This is a genomic window from Sphingobium sp. KCTC 72723, assembly GCF_014280435.1.
Taxonomy (GTDB): Bacteria; Pseudomonadota; Alphaproteobacteria; order Sphingomonadales; family Sphingomonadaceae; genus Sphingobium.
This window is the reverse complement of sequence record NZ_CP060388.1, coordinates 3,690,001-3,712,050: the sequence shown is the minus strand read 5'-3', so window position 1 is coordinate 3,712,050 and position 22,050 is coordinate 3,690,001. Positions and strand designations below refer to the sequence as shown.

Here is a 22,050-nt window from a genome sequence, read left to right as displayed (position 1 = left end):
TCCTCAGCAATGATCGAAAACGCCACTATCTGAAAACAGAATAAGCCGTTTCTCTAAATTGTCGCACGGGTGCATCCCACGTTTCCCGGCCTGAACGGGTCGTCGGTCGCCAAGATCGACGGAACAACAGAGGAACCAGATCATGCCGAACTCTCCAATTTCGGCCGCGCCCCTGCGCGGCCTGACGCTGGCTGCCGTCAGCCTGTCCGCGCTCGTCGGCGCGCAGGCATCGGCCCAGAACGACGCGCAGGTCGCACCGCGCATGGCGACCGTGACGCTCCCGACCGATGCTGGCCAAACGATGGCGACTCCGGTCGAAGCCGCACCCGCCGTCGTACCCAACCTGACCCGCGACAATGGCGCGCCGATCGGTGCCAACCGCAACAGCAAGACCGCAGGCGACCTTGGCCCGGTGCTGCTGGAGGATACGACCCTCATTGAAAAGCTGTCGCGCTTCGACCGCGAACGCATCCCTGAGCGCGTCGTCCATGCCCGCGGCACCGGCGCGCATGGCGTGTTCCGCGCAACTGCCGACATCAGCGACCTGACCCGCGCCTCGCTGTTCGCGTCGGGCAAGGAAACCCCGGTATTCGTGCGCTTTTCCAGCGTCATCCACCCATCGGGCAGCCCAGAAGGCCTGCGCGATCCACGCGGCTTCGCCACCAAATTCTACACCGATCAGGGCAATTGGGATCTGGTCGGCAACAACCTGCCGATCTTCTTCATCCGCGACGCGATGCAGTTCCCTGACATGGTGCATAGCCTGAAACCCTCGCCGATCACCAACAAGCAGGATCCCAACCGCCTGTTCGACTTCTTCTCGAACACGCCTGAATCGACCAACATGCTGACTCAGCTGTTTTCGAATCTCGGCACGCCATCCTCCTACCGCACGATGGACGGCAATGGCGTCCATGCCTTCAAGCTGGTGAACGGCCAGGGCAAGGTGACGTTCGCCAAGTTCCGCTGGATCAGCCGTCAGGGCGTGAAGAACCTGACCGGCAAGGATGCGGGCGCGGCGCAGTTCAACTTCATGACCGACGATCTCTATCGGGAAGTGGGCAAGGGCAATTTCCCGACCTGGGATCTGATGATCCAGACCATGTCGCCGGATCAGTTTGCGGGCCTCGACTACAACCCGTTCGACGATACCAAGGAGTGGCTCAACGTCTCCTTCCGCAAGATCGGCGAAATGACGTTGAACAAGATGCCCGCCAACTATTTCGAATTCACCGAACAGTCCGCCTTTGCCCCTGCCAATATGGTGCCGGGCATCGAAGCATCGCCCGACCGCATGTTGCAGGGCCGCCTGTTCAGCTATTCGGACACCCAGCGCTATCGCATCGGCGCGAACGTGATGTCGTTGCCAGTCAACAAGCCGCTGACCCCGGTCGTAAACAATTATCAGGACGGGGTGATGGACGGGACGGGGTCGACCTCCAACGTCAATTACTTCCCCGCCACGGTGCAAAAGCAGGCCGCAGCGGAATTTGGCCAGTCGACCTATGAAGTGAATGCCACGGTCGATGCCAAGCCAATCGAAAAGACCAATAATTTCGCGCAGGCGGGCATTTTCTACCGCTCCCTCTCGGCCAAGGACAAGGCGGACCTGATCGCCAACCTCGCCGGCGATCTGGGTCAGGTAAAGTCCGACCGCACCCGCACGATCATGGTCAGCTACTTCTATCAGGCCGACAAGGATTACGGCACTCGTATCGCCAAGGCCGTGAACGTACCGATGGCGGACGTGACCAAAGCGGTGTCGGAATATGAAGCCGCCTATCCGCAACAGCGCCTGACCGTGCGCTGAGGGCGTAGCCAAACACCGTTCGTCCTGAGCTTGTCGAAGGACTTGCCTTCTTCGGCAGGCTCAGGACGAACCGATCATTGTTGCAACAAGGCCGACCCATGATGCTCGCTCTCCTCCTCGCCACCACGCTCGCCGCAGCGTCCCCCGCCGCCGAAGCGCTCCCCACGCCCGAACGACGGCAGGAACTCCTGTTCGACGCCGCGCGCCTTGGCCGCAGCGACATGATCGCTCCGCTCGTGAAGGCTGGCGTAAATCTGAACGCCACAGACGCGCGCGGCTTCACGCCGCTGATTCTGGCTGCCTATAATGGGCAGGCGGCTACATTAGATGCGCTGATCGACGCCGGTGCCGACGCCTGCAAGCCGGATGGATCACAGGGCAACACCGCGCAAATGGGCGTGGCGTTCAAGGGCAATGACGCCATCGCCGCGCGTCTGCTTGCTGCGGGATGTGATGTAAACGCGCGCAACAATGCCGGGCAAACCGCGCTGATGATGGCGGCTTTGTTCGGCCGCAGCGTGCAGGTCGCGATGCTGGTGAAGGCGGGCGCTGATCCGGCCTTGGCCGACGCATCCGGCCGCACCGCCAAAGCCGTCGCACAGGCGCAGGGCAATGACGCGATGGTCCAACAACTTGACGGGCGCAATTAGGGCGCGCGCGCGCCTTCATCCTCCCGCGCCCCGCCGCAGCCCTTCAACACGCCCTCGCCAAAGGCAATAGCGACCCGGTCGGACCATAGCGCATCGCTCATGCCGTCGCTGCACGGCCCCTGACTGATCGTCATGGCAAAGCCGTCACCACGATAGCCATCCGTGTCGCGCACCACCGTAAAGGGTATCGCCACCACGCCCGGCCGCTCCAGCGTTGCCGTCGTCCCGCGCACCGTCACGGCCCAGAAAGGCTCCGTGCCGATCGCGCGATAAGCGGGGGTGTCGGACCGTGCCGGGGCAGGGCGCGGCGCGGGGGCTGTTCCACGTGGAACGGGAAAACCGTCGCTTTTCAAAATCTTCCGCTCGTTGCGCGACGCCACCTTCGCCGGAGCGGCAGGCGCATCGCGAATCGCCACCGCCAACGGCGCTGCCCGGTTCATGGGCGCGGCGTTATCGGCTTCATTCTGCGCCGGTTCCGGCGCACAGCCGACCAGCATCCCGCCCAGCAGCGCGATGCCGATCAGCTGCATCACACGTCCAGATTGGCGACGTTCAGCGCATTGTCCTGAATGAACTCGCGGCGCGGTTCGACCACTTCACCCATCAGGCGGCTAAATATTTCGTCCGCGACATCCGCCTGTTCGACCTCGACGCGCAACATGGAGCGATTGTCCGGGTCCAGCGTGGTTTCCCACAGCTGTTCCGCGTTCATTTCGCCCAGCCCCTTATAACGCTGGATCGCCAGCCCCTTGCGCCCGGCGGACAGGACAGCGTCCAGCAATTCGCTCGGCCGCGTGACCATCGCGCCCTTGACCGGCGCAGCGGGCAAGTCGTCCGCGCTCGTGTCCTCCGCTGAAGCCTGCGCATTTTGGGCAGCCTTGACCGAAATCAGGCGGGCAGGTGTCAGGTAACTGCCCGCATCTTCCGCCGCGATGCTGTGCAGCTTGCGTGCCTCGGCCGAACCGACGAACCCGGCCTCTATGACATGATGGTCGGTCACGCCGCGCCATGCGCGCTGGAAGTGGAATCCGCCTTCTTCGGCGACGCTGCCGCTCCACCGGCCCTCGACATCCTGCGCCCCCATCCATGTGACGGTCGCGGCCAGCCGCTCGGCTTGCGCTTCGTTCGACAGTTCGGGATCGAGCGCGCCATTGAGGCTCAGCGCTTCGATAATCCCCGGATTATAACGGCGCGGCACATAGCGCATCACTGCGCGCATCCGCCGTGCATGTTCGATCAGGCTGCGCAGGTCGTCGCCCGTGCGCGGACCCTGCGCCGTTTCCAGCGCCATCGAATCGACGCCATTATCGACCAGATATTGCTCCAGCGCCGCTTCATTCTTGAGGTAAACCTCGGACCGGCCCCGCGTCGCCTTATAGAGCGGCGGCTGGGCGATATAGAGATGACCGCCATCGATGATCTGCGGCATCTGCCGATAGAAGAAGGTCAGGAGCAGCGTGCGGATATGCGCGCCGTCGACGTCCGCGTCGGTCATGATGACGATCTTGTGGTAGCGCAGCTTTTCGATGTTGAAATCGTCGCGGATGCCGGTACCCATCGCCTGGATCAGCGTGCCGACTTCCTTGGACGACAGCATCTTGTCGAACCGCGCGCGCTCGACGTTCAAAATTTTGCCCTTCAACGGCAAAATCGCCTGATTATGCCGGTTGCGCCCCTGCTTGGCCGATCCGCCGGCCGAATCGCCTTCGACCAGGAACAGTTCGGACTTGGCCGGGTCGCGCTCCTGACAATCGGCCAGCTTGCCGGGCAGGCTGGCAATATCCAGCACGCCCTTGCGCCGGGTCAGTTCGCGCGCTTTCTTGGCGGCCTCCCGCGCGGCAGCGGCGTCAATCACCTTCTGCACGATCATCTTGCCGAAGCCGGGATTTTCTTCCAGCCACTCGGCCATCTTGTCGGCCATCAGGCTTTCCAGCGGCTGGCGCACTTCGGACGACACCAGCTTGTCCTTGGTCTGCGACGAAAATTTGGGATCGGGCAGCTTGACCGATACGATCGCGGTCAGCCCTTCGCGCATATCCTCGCCGGTCAGGCTGACCTTTTCCTTCTTCAGCGCGCCCGATTTTTCCGCATAATTGTTGAGCGTCCGCGTCAACGCGGCGCGGAACGCGGCAAGGTGCGTGCCGCCGTCGCGCTGCGGAATGTTGTTCGTGAAACACAGCACATTTTCATAATAGCTGTCGTTCCACTCCAGCGCGACGTCGATGGTCACGTCGTCGCGGGTGCCGGAAATCGCGATCGGATCGGGCATCATCGCGGTCTTGTTGCGATCCAGATATTTCACGAACGCGGCGATACCGCCTTCATAGAACAGCTCGATCTCGCGCTTTTCCTCATGCCGCGCATCGACCAGGAACAGCCGCACGCCGCTATTGAGGAACGCCAGTTCGCGATAGCGATGCTCCAACTTCTCGAAATCATATTCGGTGTGATTCTTGAACGTCGCGCCGTCGCCCGGTGCCTTTTCCATCGACGCCAGGAAGGTGACGCGCGTCCCCTTCTTGCCTTCCGGCGCATCGCCGGTGACGATCAGCGGCTCGACCGCATCGCCATAGGCAAAGCGCATATAATGCTCCTTGCCCTCGCGCCAGATGTGCAGGTCCAGCCATTCGGACAGCGCATTGACCACCGAAACGCCCACGCCATGCAGGCCGCCCGATACCTTGTACGCATTGTCGTCGCTGGTATTCTCGAACTTGCCCCCCGCATGAAGCTGGGTCATGATGACCTCGGCCGCCGACACGCCTTCTTCGGTGTGGATGCCGGTCGGGATGCCGCGTCCATTATCCTCGACGCTCACCGACCCGTCGGGGTTCAACGTGATGTAAATCTTGTCGCAATGCCCGGCCAGCGCCTCGTCGATCGCATTGTCCGAAACCTCGAACACCATATGGTGCAGGCCGCTGCCATCGTCGGTGTCGCCGATATACATGCCGGGCCGCTTGCGCACGGCGTCCAGACCTTTCAGCACCTTGATGCTGTCGGCGCCATATTCGTTATTATTGGGGGTGTTTACGGGTTCATCGCTCATAGCCCAGCCTATAGGGAAAGGTGGCCTGAAACTAAAGCGAAACATGGCCCCTTCCCCGCGCCGCTGCGGGGGTCTATCCCATGGCCCATGATCCGTTCCCTCGCTCTCGTCCTGATGCTGGCCGCCTGTTCCGACAGCCGCGAGGTGCTGGACGAATTGCCCAACAGCTCGCTGGCCGACAGGCCGAACGCCCCGGCCCCGGAAACGCGCATGGACACGCCACTTGCCCGGCCCGTCATCATCGGGGAGGACGGACCAAGGATGGACGCCTGCGGCACGTTGGGGCAGGTGACGCGCGGCGGGGCGGGGGGCTTGCCGCTGCGCGCGGCTCCCTTTGGCGACGCCAGGATATTGGCGCAACTGGCGGTGGGCCAACGCGCGTTCGTCTGCACCCGCAGCATCGACCAGAAATGGCTGGGCGTCGTGCTGTTGCCGGAAGCTGCCCCTGACTCAGCCCCCGACAATGCGGCGGAAGCGCCCGATTGCGGCGTAACCGCGCCCGTGGAACGCAAACAGGCCTATGACGGCCCCTGCGTCAGCGGCTGGGTATCGAGCGCCTTTGTCCGGCTGATCGCGGGTTAGAGCGGTTTCTAATCAGATGGAATCATCTGATGACTCGGAGCCGTAGGCCAGCGCAGCTAAACCGCGTCAAAACAAAATCCTAGAGCGGTTGATCCGATGCAATCGGATCGCAAACCGCTCTAGACCCCGCCCAGATAGTCCATCTTGCCGACCGGAACCCCCGCCTGCCGCAACAGCGCATAGGCAGTCGTGATATGAAAATAGAAATTGGGCAGGGAAAAGGTCAGCACATGGCTGCGCCCGGTAAAGGGAATCTCGCCGCCTGGCACTTTGAGTACCACCGCCGCATCCTCGCGCCCGTCGATCTTTTCGCGCGGCACTGCCTCCAGCAGCGCGATTGTGCGCGCGATCCGATCCTGCAAATCGGCAAAACTCTGTTCGGTGTCGGCCATCGCCACCGGCTCCAGATCGCCCAGTCGCGTTACCGCTCCCTTGGCCGTATCGCACGCGAACTGCACCTGCGCAGTCAGCGGCTTCATGTCCGCGATCAACTGCGCGCCGGTCAGCGTCAGCGGATCGACGCCCTTCTCTCCCGCAAAGGCCGCGCCCTTGTCCAGCAAGCCGGACAAAGCGCGCAACCCGCGCACGAACACGGGCACGGTCAGGTCATATAATTCGGTCGCCATCGGCCATTTCCTCATTCGACGCCGGTAAAGACCAGCTTTTGTATGCGACGGCCGGTATTGACCTCGGTCGTATAGATATTGCCTTGGCTGTCGGTATCAATGCTGTGCAGCCAGGTAAATTGCCCCGCCTGCCGCCCGATCCGCCCGACTGCGCCCAATATTTCATGCGTCTTGCGCCGCAAGATCCATATCCGCCCGTTCATCATGTCCGCGACATAGAGGTAGGTCTGGTCCGGGTCGGGGGAAAAGGCGATGTCCGTCACCGTGTGCGTGCCGCCCGTCTCGCCCGCGATCACCAGGTCGCGCACGAAGCTGAGCGATCCGTCCTTGCGGCGTTTGAACAGCTGCGCCCGGTTGTTGTTGCGGTCGCACACATAGACATGGCCGTCCTTCGTCGGCACCACGCAATGGACGATGTCGGCAAATATATCGGACTTGGGATTGGCGACCTTGCTGGGATCGACTGCATGGCTCTGGTCGAAAGCTCCGGCGCGGGTGGGCGCGATCGGCGGCTTGGCATAGGCACCCCAGCGGCCCTTATACGCATTGGTTTTCGCGTCGAAACCGATCACGCGCCGGTTCACATAGCCGTCGGACACCAGCACCATGCCGTCGCTATGATTGACGTCGGACGGATTGCCCAGCCGGTCGGTCGCGTCATTGCCCTTCGTCTCGCCCCGCTTGCCAAAGCCGCGCAGATAGGTGCCGTCCGCGCTGTAGTTCAGCACGACATGATCGTCCTTGCCATTGCCGCCGAACCAGACGGTGCCTGCCTTGTCGACGAAGATGCCATGTAGGCTGGATGGCCATTGCGTCACGTCATCCACCTTGGGCGCGCTCGCCGCGCCGCCCCAGCCGCCCAGATAGTGGCCATCGCTGGCGAAATGCACGACCGGCGGCGCGGGCTTGCAACAGACCGCGCTTGGCGGTGTTTCGGCCAATCCCGTGTCGGTCCCGGTCAGCGAATGGGGCCGGTGGACTGCCCACACGCTATCGTCCGGTCCCACCGCCACGCCGCTGACCTGCCCCAGCAGCAGGTCGCCGGGCATCTGCGGCCAGGCCGCGTCCACCTTGAAACGCGGCATCTTCGTGCCGGCAGGGGCAATCTGCTCGAAAGCGAGCGGGGCCAAAGCCGGCGGCTCGGCAGCAGCAGTCAGCGTCGCAAACAGGGCGGCGGCAAGGAAGGGGCGCATGGGAACAGGCTCCTGAAACGGACGGATCGAACGGATCGTCCGATCATGCCCGTCTGCCCCGCCGGGTCAATCTTTACGCTGCCTTTTCAACCGTTACGATGCGAAAGAAAGGCAAAGCATGATGCACGATCCACCCGATGCTCGCAGCGTAGAGGATGGTGCCGACCCCTACGGTCCCGCCCAGCATCCACCCGATCGCCAGCACGCCAATCTCAATCCCCATGCGCACCCATTTGACCGGCCACCCCGTGCGGCGGCACAGCCCGGTCATCAACCCGTCGCGCGGCCCCGGACCCAGCCCCGCGCCGATATAGGCACCCCCGGCAATACCATTCAGGACAATCCCCGCCATCAGCCATGTGGCCTGCATCGCAAACCCCTCCGGCGTCGGCAGCAACGCCAGGCTCACGTCCACCGCCGTCCCGATCACTACGATATTGGCCAGCGTGCCGACCCCCGGCCGCTGTCGCAATGGCCACCACAGCAGCAACACGACCGCGCCGATGACATTGACCGTCATGCCGAAACTCAGCCCCAGGCGCGGGGCCAGCCCCTGATGCAGCACATCCCACGGGTCCAGCCCCAATTGTGCGCGCAACATCAGCGCCATGGAAAAGCCATAGAGGCAAAGACCCCAGAACAACTGGAACAGGCGGCGGTGCGTCATCTTCATCATGACAGGGCTTTTGCGGCGCAACTGGCCTTTTCCAAAAGGACCAATATCGGCTAACTGGCCTGTATCTTGCCCCAATGCGGATGCCATGCCCATGTCCACTTCCCTGCTTCGTCCCCCTTCGCTTCTCCGCCTGCTGGGCGCATGGCGCGCGCAGGACAGCGCGCAGCCCGCCTATCGCCAGCTGGCGCAGGCGCTACGGATGCTGGTGCTGGACGGGCGGATCGGCCTGGACGTGCGCTTGCCGGGGGAACGGGAACTGGCCGCCGCGCTCGGCCTGTCGCGCACCACCATTGCTGCTGCGTTCGACCGGCTGCGGGACGAAGGCTATCTGGAAAGCCGTCAGGGTTCGGGCAGCGTCACGCGCCTGCCGCCCGGCGGCGCTGCGTCGGCACCGGCGGACCTGGACATGACGCCCGGCGGCAACCTCCTCAACTGGACCCATGCCGCGCTGCCCGCCGCACCCGGCGTCGCCCCCGCCATCGCGGCGGCGGTGGATGCGCTGCCCTCCTATCTGGGCGACCTTGGCTATGATCCGCTGGGCCTGCCTGTCCTGCGCCGCGCCATCGCCGTCCATTATGAACGGCGCGGCTGTCCCACCAGTCCCGACCAGATCATCGTCACCAATGGCGCGCAGCAGGGCTTTTCGCTCCTGCTCAAGCTGCTGGCCGGGCCGGGCGACCGGGTCGTGATCGATCACCCGACCTATCATAACGCGATTCAGGCGTTGCAGCGCGCCCATGTCGTCCCTGTCCCCGTCGGCCTGCCGACCCATGGCTGGGACATCGACGCCATGGACGCGGCCTTCCGCCAGACGTCCCCGCGCTTTGCCTATGTCATCGCCGATTTCCACAATCCCACCGGGCGCAGCATGGACCCGGCGACACGGCGCGCGCTGGTCGCTGCCGCCACGCGCAGCCACACGCCGCTGGTGATCGACGAAACCATGGTGGCTATGGGGCTGGATTTCGCCTCGCCGCCGCCGGTCGCGCTGCACGACCCGTCGGGGCGGCAGGTCATCACGCTGGGATCGGCCAGCAAAATCTACTGGGGCGGCCTGCGCTCCGGCTGGATTCGCGCCGATCCGCAGACGGTCGCCGCGCTCGGTCGCCTGCGCACCACGATGGACATGGCCAGCCCGGTCCTCGAACAACTCGCCGTCGCCCGGCTGATCGAGGCAGGGGAGGGGCTTGGCGCGCGTGCGGACATGCTGCGGGGGCGGCGCGACCATTTGCTGGGCCTTATCGAAACCCACCTGCCCCACTGGCATGTCGAATCGCCGACCGGGGGCCTGTCGCTCTGGGCGCAACTGCCACGCGGGGAAGCGACTGCGCTGGCGGCGCTCGCCGAAAGCCTGGGCGTGCGCGTCGCTCCCGGCCCGCGTTTCGGCGTATCCGGGGCGTTCGAACGCTTCCTGCGCCTGCCTTTCACGCTGCCGGAGGAACAACTGACCATGGGGGTGGAGCGCCTCGCCCAGGCCGACGCCCAACTCCACGCCCGCAACCCGCGCGGCCGCGATTCGCTCGCCTTCGCGCTGGAAGCCGATCGGCTGATCTGAGTTTATGCACCGTGTTCCCGCGCAGGCGGGAATCCAGTCCCACGCTCCGAACTGGGTTCCCGCCTGCGCGGGAACACATCCTGTTCAACGAATGGCAATCTTAAAAGGGGTGGGGGTGCGGGCCGGTGCGGCCCAACAAAGAAGGCCGCGCAAGTCACCCTGCGCGGCCTCCTGATTCGTTCGAACGCCTGGCTTCAGGCCTTCTTGCTCGCCTGATAGCGGGCAATCGCTTCCAGCGTGATCTGCTTGGCGTCTTCCGCCCCGCCCCACGTTCCGACGCGCACCCACTTGGTCTTTTCCAGATCCTTATAGTGGGTGAAGAAATGCTCGATCTGCTCCATCACGATGCCGGGCAGGTCGTCCTTCTCGCTGATGTCGGCATAATAAGGGAAGGTCTTGTTGTCCGGCACGCAGACCAGCTTTTCATCGCCGCCCGCTTCGTCTTCCAGGTTCAGCACCGCGATCGGGCGCGCGCGCACGACGGAGCCGGGGACGAAGGGCGAACGCGCGATGACCAGCGCGTCCAGCGGATCGCCATCGGGCGACAGCGTGTGCGGCACAAATCCATAATTGGCCGGGTAGCGCATCGGCGTGTGCAAAATGCGGTCCACGAACAGCGCGCCGGACGCCTTGTCGAACTCATATTTCACAGGTTCGCCACCGACCGGCACTTCGATGATGACGTTCAGGCTGTTTGGCGGATCGTCGCCGACCGGGATCAGTTCGATATTCATGGAAACGCCTTTTGCTACACGTTACGCTATGGGTGATTATGTTCTTGGCTTGAGCAGCTTATCGAGGCTGCCTTCACCCTCTCCCGTCTTTTCAAGGCGCGGATAGCGCAGCCCGCCGGAATAATCGAGAGTCAAAGTGCGGTAATATTTATCCTGCTTTAGGATGATCTGCATCGGCTTCTTGGCTTCCTTGGCCTGCGTGACCGCCGCTTTAAGAACATCGCCCGAATATTCGTCGCCGTTGATCGCCAAAATCTTGGATCCAACGGCCAACCCTGCCTTGAACGCCGCACTGTCCCACACGACGCCCGAAATCTCGCCGTCATTCTTGACGATCAGGCCCAGGCCGAAACTCTGGTCGACCATCTTGTTCGCGCCCTCGGCTGCCTTGGTGATGGCATTGGGCGTGTCGCCATAGACCAGCTTGTATCCGCCCATGGTGAAGCCGCCCTTGGGCGTTTCCTTGGTCGGGCTGTCGACATAGGTGCGGAAAAATCCTGCCCAGTCATAGGGCGCAACGCCGTTCAGCGTGTCGATCACATCCTGACGATTATAGATCATCTGGCCCCAATCGCCCGGCTTCACGCCAAAGAAAGCCTTGGCGAAATCGTCCAGACCCTTCTTGCCCGCCGTCGCTTTGGCGATGATCGCGTCGGCCTCCAGCCAGATCATCAGCCCTTCATTATAATAATCCTCCGACCGCTGCTGGCTGCTCCATCCCTTGGGTCGCCGCGCCGACATGATCGGGTCATGGGTGGTGTCCTCCATCGCGCGCCACTGGCGACCGACCGCCGTGTCCAGCTTGGCGGCGATCTGCGCATAGGCGTCCAGCGTCTCCGCCTTGGAAAACAGGCCCGACCGCGCGCCCAGCACATAGCCCCAGAACTGCGTCTGCCCTTCATACACCCACAACAGATTATCCTGCATCGGCACGTTGAAATCGGGCGTCCACAGCAAATCGGGGCGGCGGAACTTGCCGTCCCAGCTATGGGTGAATTCATGCGGCAACAGGTTGCGGTGCAGCAACGCCTCGCCCGACTCCCATTTCTTGAAATAGCCCGGCTCGACCTGATTTTCCGAACTGCGGTGATGCTCCAGGCCAATGCCGCCCATCTCGTCGGTCAGCGCCAGCAGGAAATCATAATGGTCGAAATGATAGGCGCCGAACAAAGCGCCGGCTTCATCGACCAGCTTCTTGTGCTTTGCCATCTGCTCCGGCTTGTAATCCAGCTCATCGGCATCGTCCGCCACGATGTTCAGCGTGACATTATGGCCCAGATCGACCGCCTTGAAATGGCTGCCCGCAAAGACCGGCGAATCCTGCAACGCTTCATAATCGATCACGTCATAGGCGATCGCATTGCCCATCCGACGCCCACGCAGCGCGGTCGCGGCCTGCCACCCGGCGGGATAGGTCACGGTCGCCTGCACCGGAATCTGCCGCGTATAATAGCCCGCCGGATAGAGCGAGACGCTTTCCCACTGAATGTTCAGCATCTTGGGCGTCACCACGACCCGGCCCTGATTGGGCTGAGTCGCCGACAGAAACTGGAACTGTGCGACGATATTCTTCGCCCCCTGCGGCACGTCGATGACAAAGCCAAAGACGTTCAGGGGATCGCGCTTCCACGGCACGCTCTGGCCATTGGCGGTGATCGTCAATCCCGTCAGCTTCTCGATCTGCCCGCGCGGCGCATGATTGCCCGGCAGCCATTGCGGCATCAGCAGCGTCATCGGACCACTCGTTGCGACCGGGATCGTCTCCTTCACGCGGAAGATGCGCTGGGTCGTGTCGCTCGCATCGACCTCCAGCTTTATCGTGCCGCCGGGATAGGGCGCGTCCTGTGGCGCGGGGGTCGCGTCATTGACGGGCAGGGCGGTGGGCCTGGACCGGATGGCCTCCTGCGCCAGCAACGGGCTGGCAATCGCGGTGGACAGGAAAAGGGCGGCAGCAAGGCTGCGGATCATGAACGTCTCCGAAAATTTGGTCTGGGCCGGACGGCCCGCATGGGTTCAGCATGGCGCGATGCACGGCGCGCGTCCACCCCTTGATGCACGCCCGTAAAAAGCGCGTTTCCTTAGGGAACAAACATCGCTAAAGGCCCAACCCCATGGCCAAAATCGAAACGCCGCGTCCTGTTCGCGGCACGCAGGATATGCTGGGCGGCACGCCCGATGCGTTTGCGGAACGCTTCGCGCATGTAGTGGCAACCTTCGACAGGGTGCGCAAACTCTACGGCTTTCAGCGGGTCGAAGTCCCCGTGTTCGAATCCACCGCCGTGTTCGCCCGTTCGCTGGGCGAATCCACCGATGTCGTGTCCAAGGAAATGTACACGTTCGAGGATCGCGGCGGGGATTCGCTGACCCTGCGCCCCGAATTTACCGCCGGTATCAGCCGCGCCTACATTACCGAAGGCTGGCAGCAATATGCGCCGCTGAAAGTGGCGACCCACGGCCCGCTGTTCCGGTACGAGCGCCCGCAAAAGGGCCGCTTCCGCCAATTCCATCAGCTCGACGCGGAGATCATCGGCGCGGGCGAGCCGAGCGCGGATGTGGAACTCCTTGTTTTTGCTGACCAATTACTGCGCGAACTGGGCATCAATGACGGCGTGACGCTGACGCTCAACACGCTGGGCGACGCCGCCAGCCGCGACGCCTGGCGCGCCGCGCTGATCCAACATTTCACGGCCCATATGGACGAACTTAGCGAAGATAGCCGCGCCCGACTCGACCGCAACCCGCTCCGCATCCTCGACAGCAAGGATCCCCGCGACCGCCCCATCGCGGACAGCGCGCCCGGCATCGACGCATATCTGACCGACGAAGCGCACCTGTTCTTCGACAAGGTGACGAGCGGCCTCAGGGCGGCTGGCGTCGATTATCACCGCAATGACAGGCTGGTGCGCGGCCTCGATTATTACCGCCACACCGCCTTTGAATTCATCACCGACCGCCTCGGCGCGCAAGGCACCGTGCTGGGCGGTGGCCGCTACGACGGCCTGATCGAAAATCTCGGCGGCCCCGCCACGCCTGCGGTCGGCTGGGCAGCGGGGATCGAACGGCTGGCGATGCTGGTGGATGCGCCGGAGGTAGAGCGGCCAGATGTCACGATCATTCCTGAAAATATCGGGGCAGAGGCATATGCAACAGGGATTATCGCAGCTTTAAGGCGTGCCGGCTTGCGTTCTGATATGGCATTCAGGGGGAATACTAAAAGACGCTTTGAGTTGGCTACTAGGACTAGGTCTAGAAGCCGGATTGTTGTTACTGCCGAACGACAGCTAGGAGATGGCGGCTTAAATGTTGGTATATCCATCAGAGCTAATCAAGATCATGAAGCTGGTGATGGCATAGTGCTTAAGCTCCTAGAAATCCTTAAGGATAATTTCGTAATAGATAGTCATTTGCTGAAACCGCAAGGGAGCCAGTTTGACGCAGTGATAAAGTTGCCAAACGCCTAATGCACATCTCCCCCGAACGCATTGCGCAGATCGAAGCGCGCCGGGATGAGGTGCAGGCGTCGATGACGCGCGCCGATCTGGCGCCCGACATGTTCGTGCGCCTGTCGAAGGAATATGCCGAGATCGAACCGGTCGCCCGCGCCGCGCATGAAGTGCGCCGCCTGCGGCAGGAACTGTCCGCGTTAGAAACCATGACCGGGGGCGAAGAAGCAGACCCCCTCATGCGCGAAATGGCGCAGGAGGAAATGCAGCACCTCAAGAGCCAGTTGCCCGCCGCCGAACGCGCGCTGGCGCTGCAATTGCTGCCCCGCGATTCCGCCGACGCGCGCCCCGCCATGCTGGAAATCCGCGCTGGCACCGGCGGCGACGAAGCGGCTCTGTTCGCAGGCGACCTGTTCCGCATGTACCAACGCTATGCCGACACGCTCGGATGGAAGCTGGAGGCGCTGTCGGCCAATGCGTCCGAAGCGGGCGGTTTCAAGGAAATCGTCGCTTCGATCACCGGCACCGGCGTGTTCGCCAAACTCAAATTCGAAAGCGGCGTCCACCGCGTCCAGCGCGTCCCCGTCACCGAAAGCGGCGGCCGCATCCACACCAGCGCCGCGACTGTAGCCGTCCTCCCCGAACCGGAGGAAGTCGACGTCCAGATCGCCGATGGCGACCTCAAGATCGATATTTATCGCGCGTCCGGCGCTGGCGGCCAGCACGTCAACACAACCGATTCCGCCGTCCGCATCACCCATCTGCCCAGCGGCCTGGTGGTGATCCAGCAGGACGAACGCTCGCAGCACAAGAACAAGGCCAAGGCGATGCAGGTGCTGCGCGCCCGCCTCTACGAAGCCGAACGGCAACGCACCCACAGCGAACAGGCGGGCGCGCGCAAGGCGATGGTGGGTTCGGGCGACCGTTCCGAACGCATCCGCACCTATAATTTTCCACAAGGCCGCGTCACCGATCATCGCATCAACCTGACCCTGCACCGCCTGCCCGAAATCCTCGAAGGACCGGGCCTGGCCGAAGTCATAGACGCTCTGATCGCCGAAGACGAAGCCGCTCGCCTCGCCCAACTGGACGGGGTAGGGTGAGCGAAAATCCGGCGGCGATGGCCATGACCATCGCCGACGCATTACGCGCCGCGACTGTCCATCTCGCTGTCGCCAGCGACACGCCGCGCCTCGACGCCGAATTGCTCATGGCCCATGCGCTGGGCCTGACCCGCAACGACCTCCTCCTGCGCCAGCGCGACCTGACCGTGCCGCCAGCCTTCGCTGCGCTGCTCGACCGTCGCCGTGGCGGAGAACCCGTCGCCTATATCACCGGCACCCGCGATTTCTGGACGATCGCCCTGGATGTCACGCCGGACGTCCTCATCCCCCGCCCCGACAGCGAAACGCTGATCGAAGCGGCGCTTGCCCATTTCGCCGACCGCGCACCCGCGACTGTGCTGGACCTTGGCACTGGCTCCGGCGCGCTGCTGCTCGCCGCGCTCGACCAGTGGCCCGATGCGCGCGGCCTTGGCGTCGATGCGTCGCCGGGCGCGCTGGCGGTGGCACGCGGCAACGCCGTGCGGCTTGGCTTGGCCGACCGCGCGGCCTTTCAATCCGGCGATTGGGCGCAGGGGGTCGACGGCCAGTTCGACCTGCTGCTCATCAACCCACCCTATATCGCCAGCACCGCACCCCTTTCGGGCGATGTGCTGTCCGAACCGGGCAGCGCGCTGTTCGCCGGGGCCGAAGGACTGGACGATTATCGCCGCATCGCGCCGGATCTGCCGCGCCTGATCGCGCCGGGCGGCATGGCGGCGATAGAGATTGGCTACGACCAAAGGGCATCGGTATCGGCCCTGCTGCATGATGCGGGACTGGCCGTCCGGGTGCTGCGCGATCTGGCCGGGCATGATCGTTGCCTGGTCGCAACTTTGGCCTGAACCCGGCCAAAGCGGCGAAATGCTGGCCCATAAGCGAAAATGGCTTGGTTTATCCTGTGAAAGCCACTACATCGACAGCAGGAACGGCACTCTCTGACGACATGATCGGTTAGATCATTGGAGGAAAAGGCTGTTTTCTACGCTCCTGAAAGTCACGACGGCGCTGCTGCGCAGACGCCGCTGGCAGCTAGAGGCGATGGCTCTTTAAGGGCCATCCCCGGCGGAGCCGTATCCGGCCTGACGTGCGGGCCGTGCTTGGGGATGGCGACGGAACAGTGTTTTCAGCCAATTTGATGACAGCGAACGCAAGGATCACCTCTTGATCAACAACCGGCAGGCCGGTCGCCGCAATCGCGGCCGGAACAATAACAACAACGGACGTCCCAGCGGCAATAATCGGGGCGGTGGCGACAACGGCAACCGTATCGACAGCCGCGCACGCGGCAACGCGACCCAGCTTCTTGAGAAATACAGGAACATGGCGCGCGATGCCCAGATGGCGGGCGACCGGGTGAACGCCGAATATTATCTTCAGTTCGCCGATCATTATTTCCGCGTACTGGCTGACAATCGCGCCCGTCAGGAAGAACAGGGCCAGACCCAGGGTCAGCAGCCCCGCTTCCGCCGCAACGACGAATCGCTCGACTATGATGGCAGCGACGATTTCGACGGCAATGACGACAGCGGCAACGAAGCCCCCCGCGCCGAACAGCCGCAATATGATCGCCCCCAGCGCGACTATAATGACCGCGCCCCGCGCGATCAGGCCGACCGTGCGCCCCGTGAGCAAAACGACCGTGCGCCGCGTGAACAGGGCGATCGCGCACCCCGCGACTATAATGATCGCGCGCCTCGTGAACAGAATGGCCGTGAGCAAAATGGTCGGGACCAGAACGCGCGCGACCAGAATCGCCGGCAGGACGAACCGCGCGAAGGCCGGGACGATCGGGGCATCCGCCGCGACCGCCCGCGTCGCGATCGTCCCGTCCAGTCGGATCGTCCGGTCTATGCTGAAAACGAAGCGCGGCCCCAGGCCGACGTGACGCCGCCGTCGCCCGTCGCGCAAGCAGCGCCCGCGCCACAGGTCGAAGCGCCCGCTCCGCAGGTCGAGGCCGAAGCGCCCCGTCCGCGCCGTGGCCGCCCGCGCAAGGTGGATGCCGCTCCCGCTGCCGAACCGAGCGAAGGTCTTGACCTATCCCTGCTGCCGCCGTCGATTGCCCGCGCCGACAATGACAGCGAAGCGGGCGGCGAAACTGCCGGGGAAGCGCCCAAGAAGCGCACCCGTCGCGCACGTCCTGCCACCGAAGCGGCTGAATAAGCGCTCCGGCATCGGCTGCATGAAGAAGGGGACGGCGCCCGGTGCGCCGTCCCCTTCTTCATGCCCGCTTCCCAATCCCGGCGCGATCCGGCACAAGGCTGGCGAAATGACGGGAGAGACTGGTTGATGATCGCGCTTCGCCTGCTGCCGACCCTGCTCTGCGCGCTGCCCGCCCTCGCTCTGGCGCAGGGCGTGGCCGATCCGACCGGCGCATCGGCGCAGGGCGATGTGGCCGTAACCATCTACAACGACAATCTCGCTTTGGTGCAGGATGTGCGGCAGGTAGCGATTTCCGCCGGGATCAGCCGCATCGAATTTCCCGACGTATCGGCGCAGATTCGCCCTGAAACCCTGTCCTTTGCTGCCGATGCCGCCTCGATCGTCGAACAGAATTTCGACTTCGACCTGCTGTCGCCTGCCAAACTGATGGAAAAGGCGATAGGGCGCACCGTCACCATCGTCCGCACCAACCCTGCGACCGGCGCGGAACTGCGCGAACAGGCGAAGGTGTTGAGCGTCAATGGTGGCGTCGTGCTGCAAATCGGCCAGCGGATCGAAGTGCTGCGCGACGATGGCCTGCCCGTGCGCGTGATCTTCGACAAGGTGCCGGCCAATCTGCGCGCCCGCCCCACCCTGTCGGTCACGGTCGACAGCGCTCGTGCAGGCACCCGCGCCGCCGCGATCCGCTATTTGACGCCGGGCCTTGGCTGGGCAGCCGACTATGTCGCTCTGTTCGATGCAAAGGCCGGGCGAATCGACGTGCAGGGCTGGGTAACGCTGACCAACAATAGCGGCACGACCTATGGCAATGCCCGCACCCTGCTGGTGGCGGGCAGCGTCAACCAGAACAATGGTGGCGGCTATGCCCCGCCGCGCCCGGCGAATATTCGCCGCGCCGGCACCGAAACCGCGCCGCGCGAACAATTGGGCGACTTCTATCTCTATCCCTTGCCCGCCCGCACCACGATCGCGCAACGCCAGACCAAACAGGTCAGCTTCCTCGACGTGCAAGGCGTGCCTGCCATGGCGGCCTATGCCTATCGCAATGGCTGGCTGGCCAGCAGCGAAGAACCGCAAAGCGCCAAAAGCGTCGTCCGTTTTTCGACATCGCGGGCAGGGGGGCTGGGCGATGCGCTCCCCGCTGGCACCGTGCGCTTCTATATGAAGGATGCATCCGGCGCGCCGCAATTCATCGGCGAAAATGCCGTCGATCATACCCCGATGGGCAGCGATCTGGCGCTCGCTACCGGCGATGCCTTCGATGTGAAGGTCAAGCCTGTCGTCGAACAGCGCGAACGGGTGTCGAGCGCAAAGTGGCGCAGCCACATGCGCTACGACCTCACCAATGCAAAGGCGGAGCCAGTCACGGTCGAACTGACGCAGGCGGGCCTCGATTTCGCCTATGACGACACCCGCATCGTCAGCGAAAGCCTGCCCTCGCAACGGGTGGACAGCGCAGCGGCGCGCTGGTCGGTAACGGTCCCTGCCAACGGAACGGCGACCCTGACCGCCATTTTCGAAACCCGTTACTGACGGCCCTGCCATGCCCCGCTGGCTGATCCTGCTGCTCGCGCTCGCGCCCGTTCCGGCGTCGGCACAAAGCGTCGTAACATCGCCCGCGCCTGACAGCCTGTCTGTCACTGTCTATCGCGATCCCGACCGGGGGGAAGGCGCGATCAATCCCCGCTTTCCGCGCGGCTTTGCCCTCATCACCGAAACCCGGCGCATCGCCTTGCCCGCTGGCGAATCCACGATCCGGTTCGAAGGGGTCGCCGACGGCATGATCGCGGTCAGCGCCGTCGTCACGGGCCTGCCGGGCGGTGTCGTCCAGAAAAACCGCGACGCCCGCCTGCTTTCCCCTGCATCGCTGGCGCTCAGTGCGCTGGGCCAGTCGGTCCATCTGCGCCGCACCAACCCCGCGACGGGCAAGGTGATCGAACAGGATGCCATCGTCCGCTCCTCGCCCGACGGCGCACTGGTGATCGAAAGCGCGCAAGGGGTGGAGGCGCTGCGCTGTTCGGGCCTGCCCGAAACCATATTGCAGGACGCCGTGCCGCCCGACCTGTCGGTCACGCCCGTCCTATCGGTCACGACTCGCAGCGACCGGGCGGTCAGCGCTTCAGTCACGCTCACTTATCTTGCCACCGGGTTCGACTGGGGCGCCAGCTATGTCGCGCATCTTGGCGCGGACCGGCTGGACCTGTTCGGCTGGCTCACCGTCGCGAACGCCAACAGCATCTCCTTCTCCGACGCCCGGCTGGCGGCGGTGGCAGGACGGATCAACCGCACGTCCAACTATGCCGCACTGGCGCAGGCGCCCCAGGCGCCACCGCTCTATCTGCAATGCTGGCCGCTCCCGACCTATGAAGGGGAGGGTGGCGATTATGCCGGTGCGCCGCCTCCTCCACCCCCGCCCCCACCGCCGCCGCCCGCGCCGATGGCGATGATGGCGCGGCAGGACATTGTCGTAACGGCGCACCGCATCGCGCAGCAGGAAGAACTGGGCGACGTCAAACTCTACCGCGTGCCCATGGCCGTCGACATCCGCGCCAGCGGACAGAAGCAGGTCGCGCTGCTGCATCAGGCATCGATCGCCACGACGACTCATTATCGGGCGCGCGTCGCGGCCAGTGGCGTGCAGAGCGGCGCGCTCACCCGCATCATCCGTTTTGCCAACCGCCGCGAATCGGGCGCAGGCGTGCCGCTGCCTGCCGGAGCCGTCTCGCTTTTCGCCGATCATGGCGTGGAACAATTGCTGCTCGCCCAAGCTCGCCTGCGCGATCATGCGGTAGGGGAAAAGGTCGAATTGCCCGCAGGCGACAGCCCGCAGCGGCGCTACGAACTGGCGGGGGATGGGGCAGGGCGACATATCATCCTGACCAACGCTGCCGACACGCCAATGATGGCGGAAATCGCCCTTGCCGATGATCCGGCAGCGCCTATCAAGTCGCCGTCGCGTCGCCTCACCCGCCGCGATGGCCAGTGGCTATGGACCGTCACGGTCCCGGCGAACGGCACGGCCCGCCTCGACTATCGCCTGCGCGCGCCCCGCAAATAAAAGCTATCAGGGCAGCGGGCGCGGCCGGTGATGCTCGTCCAGTGCCACGAAAGTAAACAGCCCGCTGGTCAGGTCCACCTGCTCCTCGCCCCCGCCGCGCGTCGCCACCACGTCGATACGGATCGCTACCGACGTGCGCCCACGCCGTTCCGCCTGGGCATAAACGGACACGACATCGCCCAACAGGATGGGCGTGATGAATTTCATCCCCTCGATCGCGACTGTCGCAACCGCACCCTGCGCGATTCGCCCGGCGACGATGCCACCGGCAATATCCATCTGGCTCAGCACCCATCCGCCAAAAATATGGCCATTGCTGTTGATGTCGGCCGGACGCGGGGCAACCCGCAACACCACGTCACCGCGCGGATCAGTCATCTATCGTCACCTCGTCCTTCAATCGGTCCATCACCTGTTCGTCATGCCCCGTGCCGCTCGACAAAAATACCAGCGCCATCAGGCCCGTTCCCAACATGAACGTCAACCACACGCCAATGACAGTCGCTATGATCATGTGGATCGGCATCGGCCCGGCCCACCATCGCAGGAAGCCCAGCGCCAGGATGACGCACAACGCCCCCCCCACGGCCATCCATGCCATGATGCGGCGGAACCGGCCCCATGCGGTTGCGGCAATCTGCGGATCGTCTAGGGCTTGTTTGCGTGTCATCCCTTTTCTTTGGGCCGCGAAAGTGGGATCATCAAGGCCCAGGCCATAATGTCCAACACAGGAGAGCGACCATGAGCATTGCAGCGATATTGCAGGGCAAGGGGGGGCAAGTCGTTCAGGTGCGATCGACCGACAGCATATTGTCGGCGGTCAAATTGCTGGCGGACAAGCGAATCGGCTGCGTGCCGGTGGTCGACGACGGGCAGGTCGTGGGCATTTTTTCCGAACGCGACCTCGTCTACCGCGTGGCCACCGATGGCGCAGCCGCGCTCGACCATAGCGTCGGCGATGTGATGACTACCCCGCCGATCACGATCGACGATCAGACGCCGGTGATCCACGGCCTGTCACTCATGACCAAGCGGCGCATCCGTCATCTGCCCGTGGTGGTCGATGGCGCGCTGGTCGGGCTGATCTCGATCGGCGATCTGGTGAAATTCCGCATAGACGCCATCGAATCGGAAGCCAGTTCGCTCCGCGACTATATCCAGACGGCCTGACCCCGCCGTCGCGCCGGTTCAGGTGGCTGCCTGCACCGGCGCCCTACGTCGCACCACCAACCCGATCAGTTCCATCAGCGTCCCGCGCGCGCACAATGTCAGTGCTGCCAGAAACGCGATTCCCCCCACCGGCACCAGCAGGCCAAGGCGTGCCGGTGCGGGCATCGGCGGCAGGATTTTGCCCACCATGAACACCACGCCCGCCATCAATATGGCGCAACCCAGACCCGGCGCGGCAGCG

At 63.9% G+C, this 22,050-nt stretch carries 21 protein-coding genes (1 of these 21 only partly in view); 11 read left to right on the top strand and 10 right to left on the bottom strand.

Annotated elements, in window-relative coordinates:
• The first annotated feature begins 142 nt into the window (after positions 1–142).
• Entirely contained in the window at positions 143–1,810 is a 1,668-nt protein-coding gene (locus SPBM01_RS17910; protein WP_316724504.1) for a catalase, read from the top strand.
• 101 nt (positions 1,811–1,911) lie between these two features.
• Positions 1,912–2,460 carry an ankyrin repeat domain-containing protein gene (locus SPBM01_RS17905; RefSeq protein WP_188065807.1) on the top strand — a complete coding sequence of 183 codons (549 nt, stop codon included), beginning with the start codon at positions 1,912–1,914 and terminating at the stop codon, positions 2,458–2,460.
• Here SPBM01_RS17905 and SPBM01_RS17900 read toward each other — a convergent pair.
• Positions 2,457–2,990 carry a membrane-like protein gene (locus tag SPBM01_RS17900; protein WP_188062867.1) on the bottom strand — a complete coding sequence of 178 codons (534 nt, stop codon included), beginning with the start codon at positions 2,988–2,990 and terminating at the stop codon, positions 2,457–2,459. The genes SPBM01_RS17905 and SPBM01_RS17900 overlap by 4 nt on opposite strands.
• Positions 2,990–5,509: a DNA topoisomerase (ATP-hydrolyzing) subunit B gene (gyrB, locus tag SPBM01_RS17895; protein ID WP_188062866.1), complete on the bottom strand. Its 2,520-nt coding sequence runs from the start codon at positions 5,507–5,509 to the stop codon at positions 2,990–2,992. Before gyrB ends, SPBM01_RS17900 begins: the two co-directional genes overlap by 1 nt.
• Positions 5,510–5,596: 87 nt before the next feature.
• On the opposite strand from gyrB, the gene SPBM01_RS17890 reads away from it, so the two are divergent.
• Positions 5,597–6,091, top strand: coding sequence for a hypothetical protein (locus tag SPBM01_RS17890; RefSeq protein ID WP_188062865.1), 495 nt, complete (start codon positions 5,597–5,599; stop codon positions 6,089–6,091).
• Positions 6,092–6,210: 119 nt separating this feature from the next.
• Here SPBM01_RS17890 and SPBM01_RS17885 read toward each other — a convergent pair whose 3' ends face one another.
• The 3 genes from SPBM01_RS17885 to SPBM01_RS17875 all read right to left on the bottom strand — a co-directional run bounded on the left by SPBM01_RS17885 (position 6,211) and on the right by SPBM01_RS17875 (position 8,586).
• A complete protein-coding gene (locus tag SPBM01_RS17885; protein WP_188062864.1) occupies positions 6,211–6,717 on the bottom strand; it encodes a DUF1993 family protein in 507 nt (168 codons plus the stop codon).
• Between the two features lie 11 nt (positions 6,718–6,728).
• Positions 6,729–7,910, bottom strand: a complete 1,182-nt coding sequence (locus SPBM01_RS17880) for a hypothetical protein (protein WP_188062863.1) — start codon at positions 7,908–7,910, stop codon at positions 6,729–6,731.
• A 73-nt stretch (positions 7,911–7,983) separates the two neighbouring features.
• Entirely contained in the window at positions 7,984–8,586 is a 603-nt protein-coding gene (locus SPBM01_RS17875; protein ID WP_410483007.1) for a YczE/YyaS/YitT family protein, read from the bottom strand.
• Between the two features lie 91 nt (positions 8,587–8,677).
• On the opposite strand from SPBM01_RS17875, the gene SPBM01_RS17870 reads away from it, so the two are divergent.
• A complete protein-coding gene (locus tag SPBM01_RS17870) occupies positions 8,678–10,141 on the top strand; it encodes a PLP-dependent aminotransferase family protein (protein ID WP_188062862.1) in 1,464 nt (487 codons plus the stop codon).
• Between the two features lie 194 nt (positions 10,142–10,335).
• On the opposite strand, the gene ppa is transcribed toward SPBM01_RS17870, so the two are convergent.
• Both ppa and SPBM01_RS17860 read right to left on the bottom strand, forming a co-directional pair.
• Positions 10,336–10,875, bottom strand: a complete 540-nt coding sequence (gene ppa / locus SPBM01_RS17865; RefSeq protein ID WP_188062861.1) for an inorganic diphosphatase — start codon at positions 10,873–10,875, stop codon at positions 10,336–10,338.
• 36 nt (positions 10,876–10,911) lie between these two features.
• Positions 10,912–12,843 carry a M61 family metallopeptidase gene (locus SPBM01_RS17860; RefSeq protein ID WP_188062860.1) on the bottom strand — a complete coding sequence of 644 codons (1,932 nt, stop codon included), beginning with the start codon at positions 12,841–12,843 and terminating at the stop codon, positions 10,912–10,914.
• A gap of 143 nt (positions 12,844–12,986) precedes the next feature.
• On the opposite strand from SPBM01_RS17860, the gene hisS reads away from it, so the two are divergent.
• From hisS to SPBM01_RS17830, 6 genes are all read left to right on the top strand, one after another.
• Positions 12,987–14,336: a histidine--tRNA ligase gene (hisS, locus tag SPBM01_RS17855; protein WP_188062859.1), complete on the top strand. Its 1,350-nt coding sequence runs from the start codon at positions 12,987–12,989 to the stop codon at positions 14,334–14,336.
• Positions 14,336–15,421 (top strand): peptide chain release factor 1, encoded by a 1,086-nt coding sequence (prfA, locus tag SPBM01_RS17850; protein WP_188062858.1) that lies wholly within the window; start codon positions 14,336–14,338, stop codon positions 15,419–15,421. The genes hisS and prfA overlap by 1 nt, the downstream gene beginning before the upstream one ends.
• Before the next feature lie 23 nt (positions 15,422–15,444).
• Positions 15,445–16,263 (top strand): peptide chain release factor N(5)-glutamine methyltransferase, encoded by an 819-nt coding sequence (gene prmC / locus SPBM01_RS17845; protein ID WP_188065805.1) that lies wholly within the window; start codon positions 15,445–15,447, stop codon positions 16,261–16,263.
• 319 nt (positions 16,264–16,582) lie between these two features.
• Positions 16,583–17,581 (top strand): DUF4167 domain-containing protein, encoded by a 999-nt coding sequence (locus SPBM01_RS17840; protein ID WP_188062857.1) that lies wholly within the window; start codon positions 16,583–16,585, stop codon positions 17,579–17,581.
• Between the two features lie 126 nt (positions 17,582–17,707).
• A complete protein-coding gene (locus SPBM01_RS17835) occupies positions 17,708–19,114 on the top strand; it encodes a DUF4139 domain-containing protein (protein WP_188062856.1) in 1,407 nt (468 codons plus the stop codon).
• Between the two features lie 10 nt (positions 19,115–19,124).
• Positions 19,125–20,639 carry a DUF4139 domain-containing protein gene (locus tag SPBM01_RS17830; RefSeq protein ID WP_188062855.1) on the top strand — a complete coding sequence of 505 codons (1,515 nt, stop codon included), beginning with the start codon at positions 19,125–19,127 and terminating at the stop codon, positions 20,637–20,639.
• A gap of 6 nt (positions 20,640–20,645) precedes the next feature.
• On the opposite strand, the gene SPBM01_RS17825 is transcribed toward SPBM01_RS17830, so the two are convergent.
• Positions 20,646–21,017: an acyl-CoA thioesterase gene (locus SPBM01_RS17825; RefSeq protein ID WP_188062854.1), complete on the bottom strand. Its 372-nt coding sequence runs from the start codon at positions 21,015–21,017 to the stop codon at positions 20,646–20,648.
• Positions 21,010–21,309, bottom strand: a complete 300-nt coding sequence (locus SPBM01_RS17820; RefSeq protein ID WP_188062853.1) for a hypothetical protein — start codon at positions 21,307–21,309, stop codon at positions 21,010–21,012. The genes SPBM01_RS17825 and SPBM01_RS17820 overlap by 8 nt, the downstream gene beginning before the upstream one ends.
• A gap of 71 nt (positions 21,310–21,380) precedes the next feature.
• Between SPBM01_RS17820 and SPBM01_RS17815 the strand changes: the two genes are divergently transcribed.
• Complete coding sequence (locus SPBM01_RS17815; protein WP_188062852.1) at positions 21,381–21,809, top strand: CBS domain-containing protein; 429 nt, start codon at positions 21,381–21,383, stop codon at positions 21,807–21,809.
• A gap of 18 nt (positions 21,810–21,827) precedes the next feature.
• On the opposite strand, the gene SPBM01_RS17810 is transcribed toward SPBM01_RS17815, so the two are convergent.
• Positions 21,828–22,050, bottom strand: partial view of a lipopolysaccharide biosynthesis protein gene (locus SPBM01_RS17810; protein ID WP_188062851.1) — the 3' portion only. The gene runs 1,265 nt beyond the window's last position; only the last 223 of its 1,488 coding nucleotides appear in the window; the start codon falls outside the window, past its right edge — the gene reads right to left on this strand; its stop codon occupies positions 21,828–21,830.

Excerpts from the sequence above, each read along its gene's own strand:
- SPBM01_RS17910 (WP_316724504.1), top strand. The coding sequence starts at position 143 with ATGCCGAACTCTCCAATTTCGGCCGCGCCCCTGCGCGGCCTGACGCTG.
- SPBM01_RS17905 (WP_188065807.1), top strand. The coding sequence starts at position 1,912 with ATGCTCGCTCTCCTCCTCGCCACCACGCTCGCCGCAGCGTCCCCCGCC.
- SPBM01_RS17900 (WP_188062867.1), bottom strand. The coding sequence starts at position 2,990 with ATGCAGCTGATCGGCATCGCGCTGCTGGGCGGGATGCTGGTCGGCTGT.
- gyrB (WP_188062866.1), bottom strand. The coding sequence starts at position 5,509 with ATGAGCGATGAACCCGTAAACACCCCCAATAATAACGAATATGGCGCC.
- SPBM01_RS17890 (WP_188062865.1), top strand. The coding sequence starts at position 5,597 with ATGATCCGTTCCCTCGCTCTCGTCCTGATGCTGGCCGCCTGTTCCGAC.
- SPBM01_RS17885 (WP_188062864.1), bottom strand. The coding sequence starts at position 6,717 with ATGGCGACCGAATTATATGACCTGACCGTGCCCGTGTTCGTGCGCGGG.
- SPBM01_RS17880 (WP_188062863.1), bottom strand. The coding sequence starts at position 7,910 with ATGCGCCCCTTCCTTGCCGCCGCCCTGTTTGCGACGCTGACTGCTGCT.
- SPBM01_RS17875 (WP_410483007.1), bottom strand. The coding sequence starts at position 8,586 with ATGATGAAGATGACGCACCGCCGCCTGTTCCAGTTGTTCTGGGGTCTT.
- SPBM01_RS17870 (WP_188062862.1), top strand. The coding sequence starts at position 8,678 with ATGTCCACTTCCCTGCTTCGTCCCCCTTCGCTTCTCCGCCTGCTGGGC.
- ppa (WP_188062861.1), bottom strand. The coding sequence starts at position 10,875 with ATGAATATCGAACTGATCCCGGTCGGCGACGATCCGCCAAACAGCCTG.
- SPBM01_RS17860 (WP_188062860.1), bottom strand. The coding sequence starts at position 12,843 with ATGATCCGCAGCCTTGCTGCCGCCCTTTTCCTGTCCACCGCGATTGCC.
- hisS (WP_188062859.1), top strand. The coding sequence starts at position 12,987 with ATGGCCAAAATCGAAACGCCGCGTCCTGTTCGCGGCACGCAGGATATG.
- prfA (WP_188062858.1), top strand. The coding sequence starts at position 14,336 with ATGCACATCTCCCCCGAACGCATTGCGCAGATCGAAGCGCGCCGGGAT.
- prmC (WP_188065805.1), top strand. The coding sequence starts at position 15,445 with ATGACCATCGCCGACGCATTACGCGCCGCGACTGTCCATCTCGCTGTC.
- SPBM01_RS17835 (WP_188062856.1), top strand. The coding sequence starts at position 17,708 with ATGATCGCGCTTCGCCTGCTGCCGACCCTGCTCTGCGCGCTGCCCGCC.
- SPBM01_RS17830 (WP_188062855.1), top strand. The coding sequence starts at position 19,125 with ATGCCCCGCTGGCTGATCCTGCTGCTCGCGCTCGCGCCCGTTCCGGCG.
- SPBM01_RS17825 (WP_188062854.1), bottom strand. The coding sequence starts at position 21,017 with ATGACTGATCCGCGCGGTGACGTGGTGTTGCGGGTTGCCCCGCGTCCG.
- SPBM01_RS17820 (WP_188062853.1), bottom strand. The coding sequence starts at position 21,309 with ATGACACGCAAACAAGCCCTAGACGATCCGCAGATTGCCGCAACCGCA.
- SPBM01_RS17815 (WP_188062852.1), top strand. The coding sequence starts at position 21,381 with ATGAGCATTGCAGCGATATTGCAGGGCAAGGGGGGGCAAGTCGTTCAG.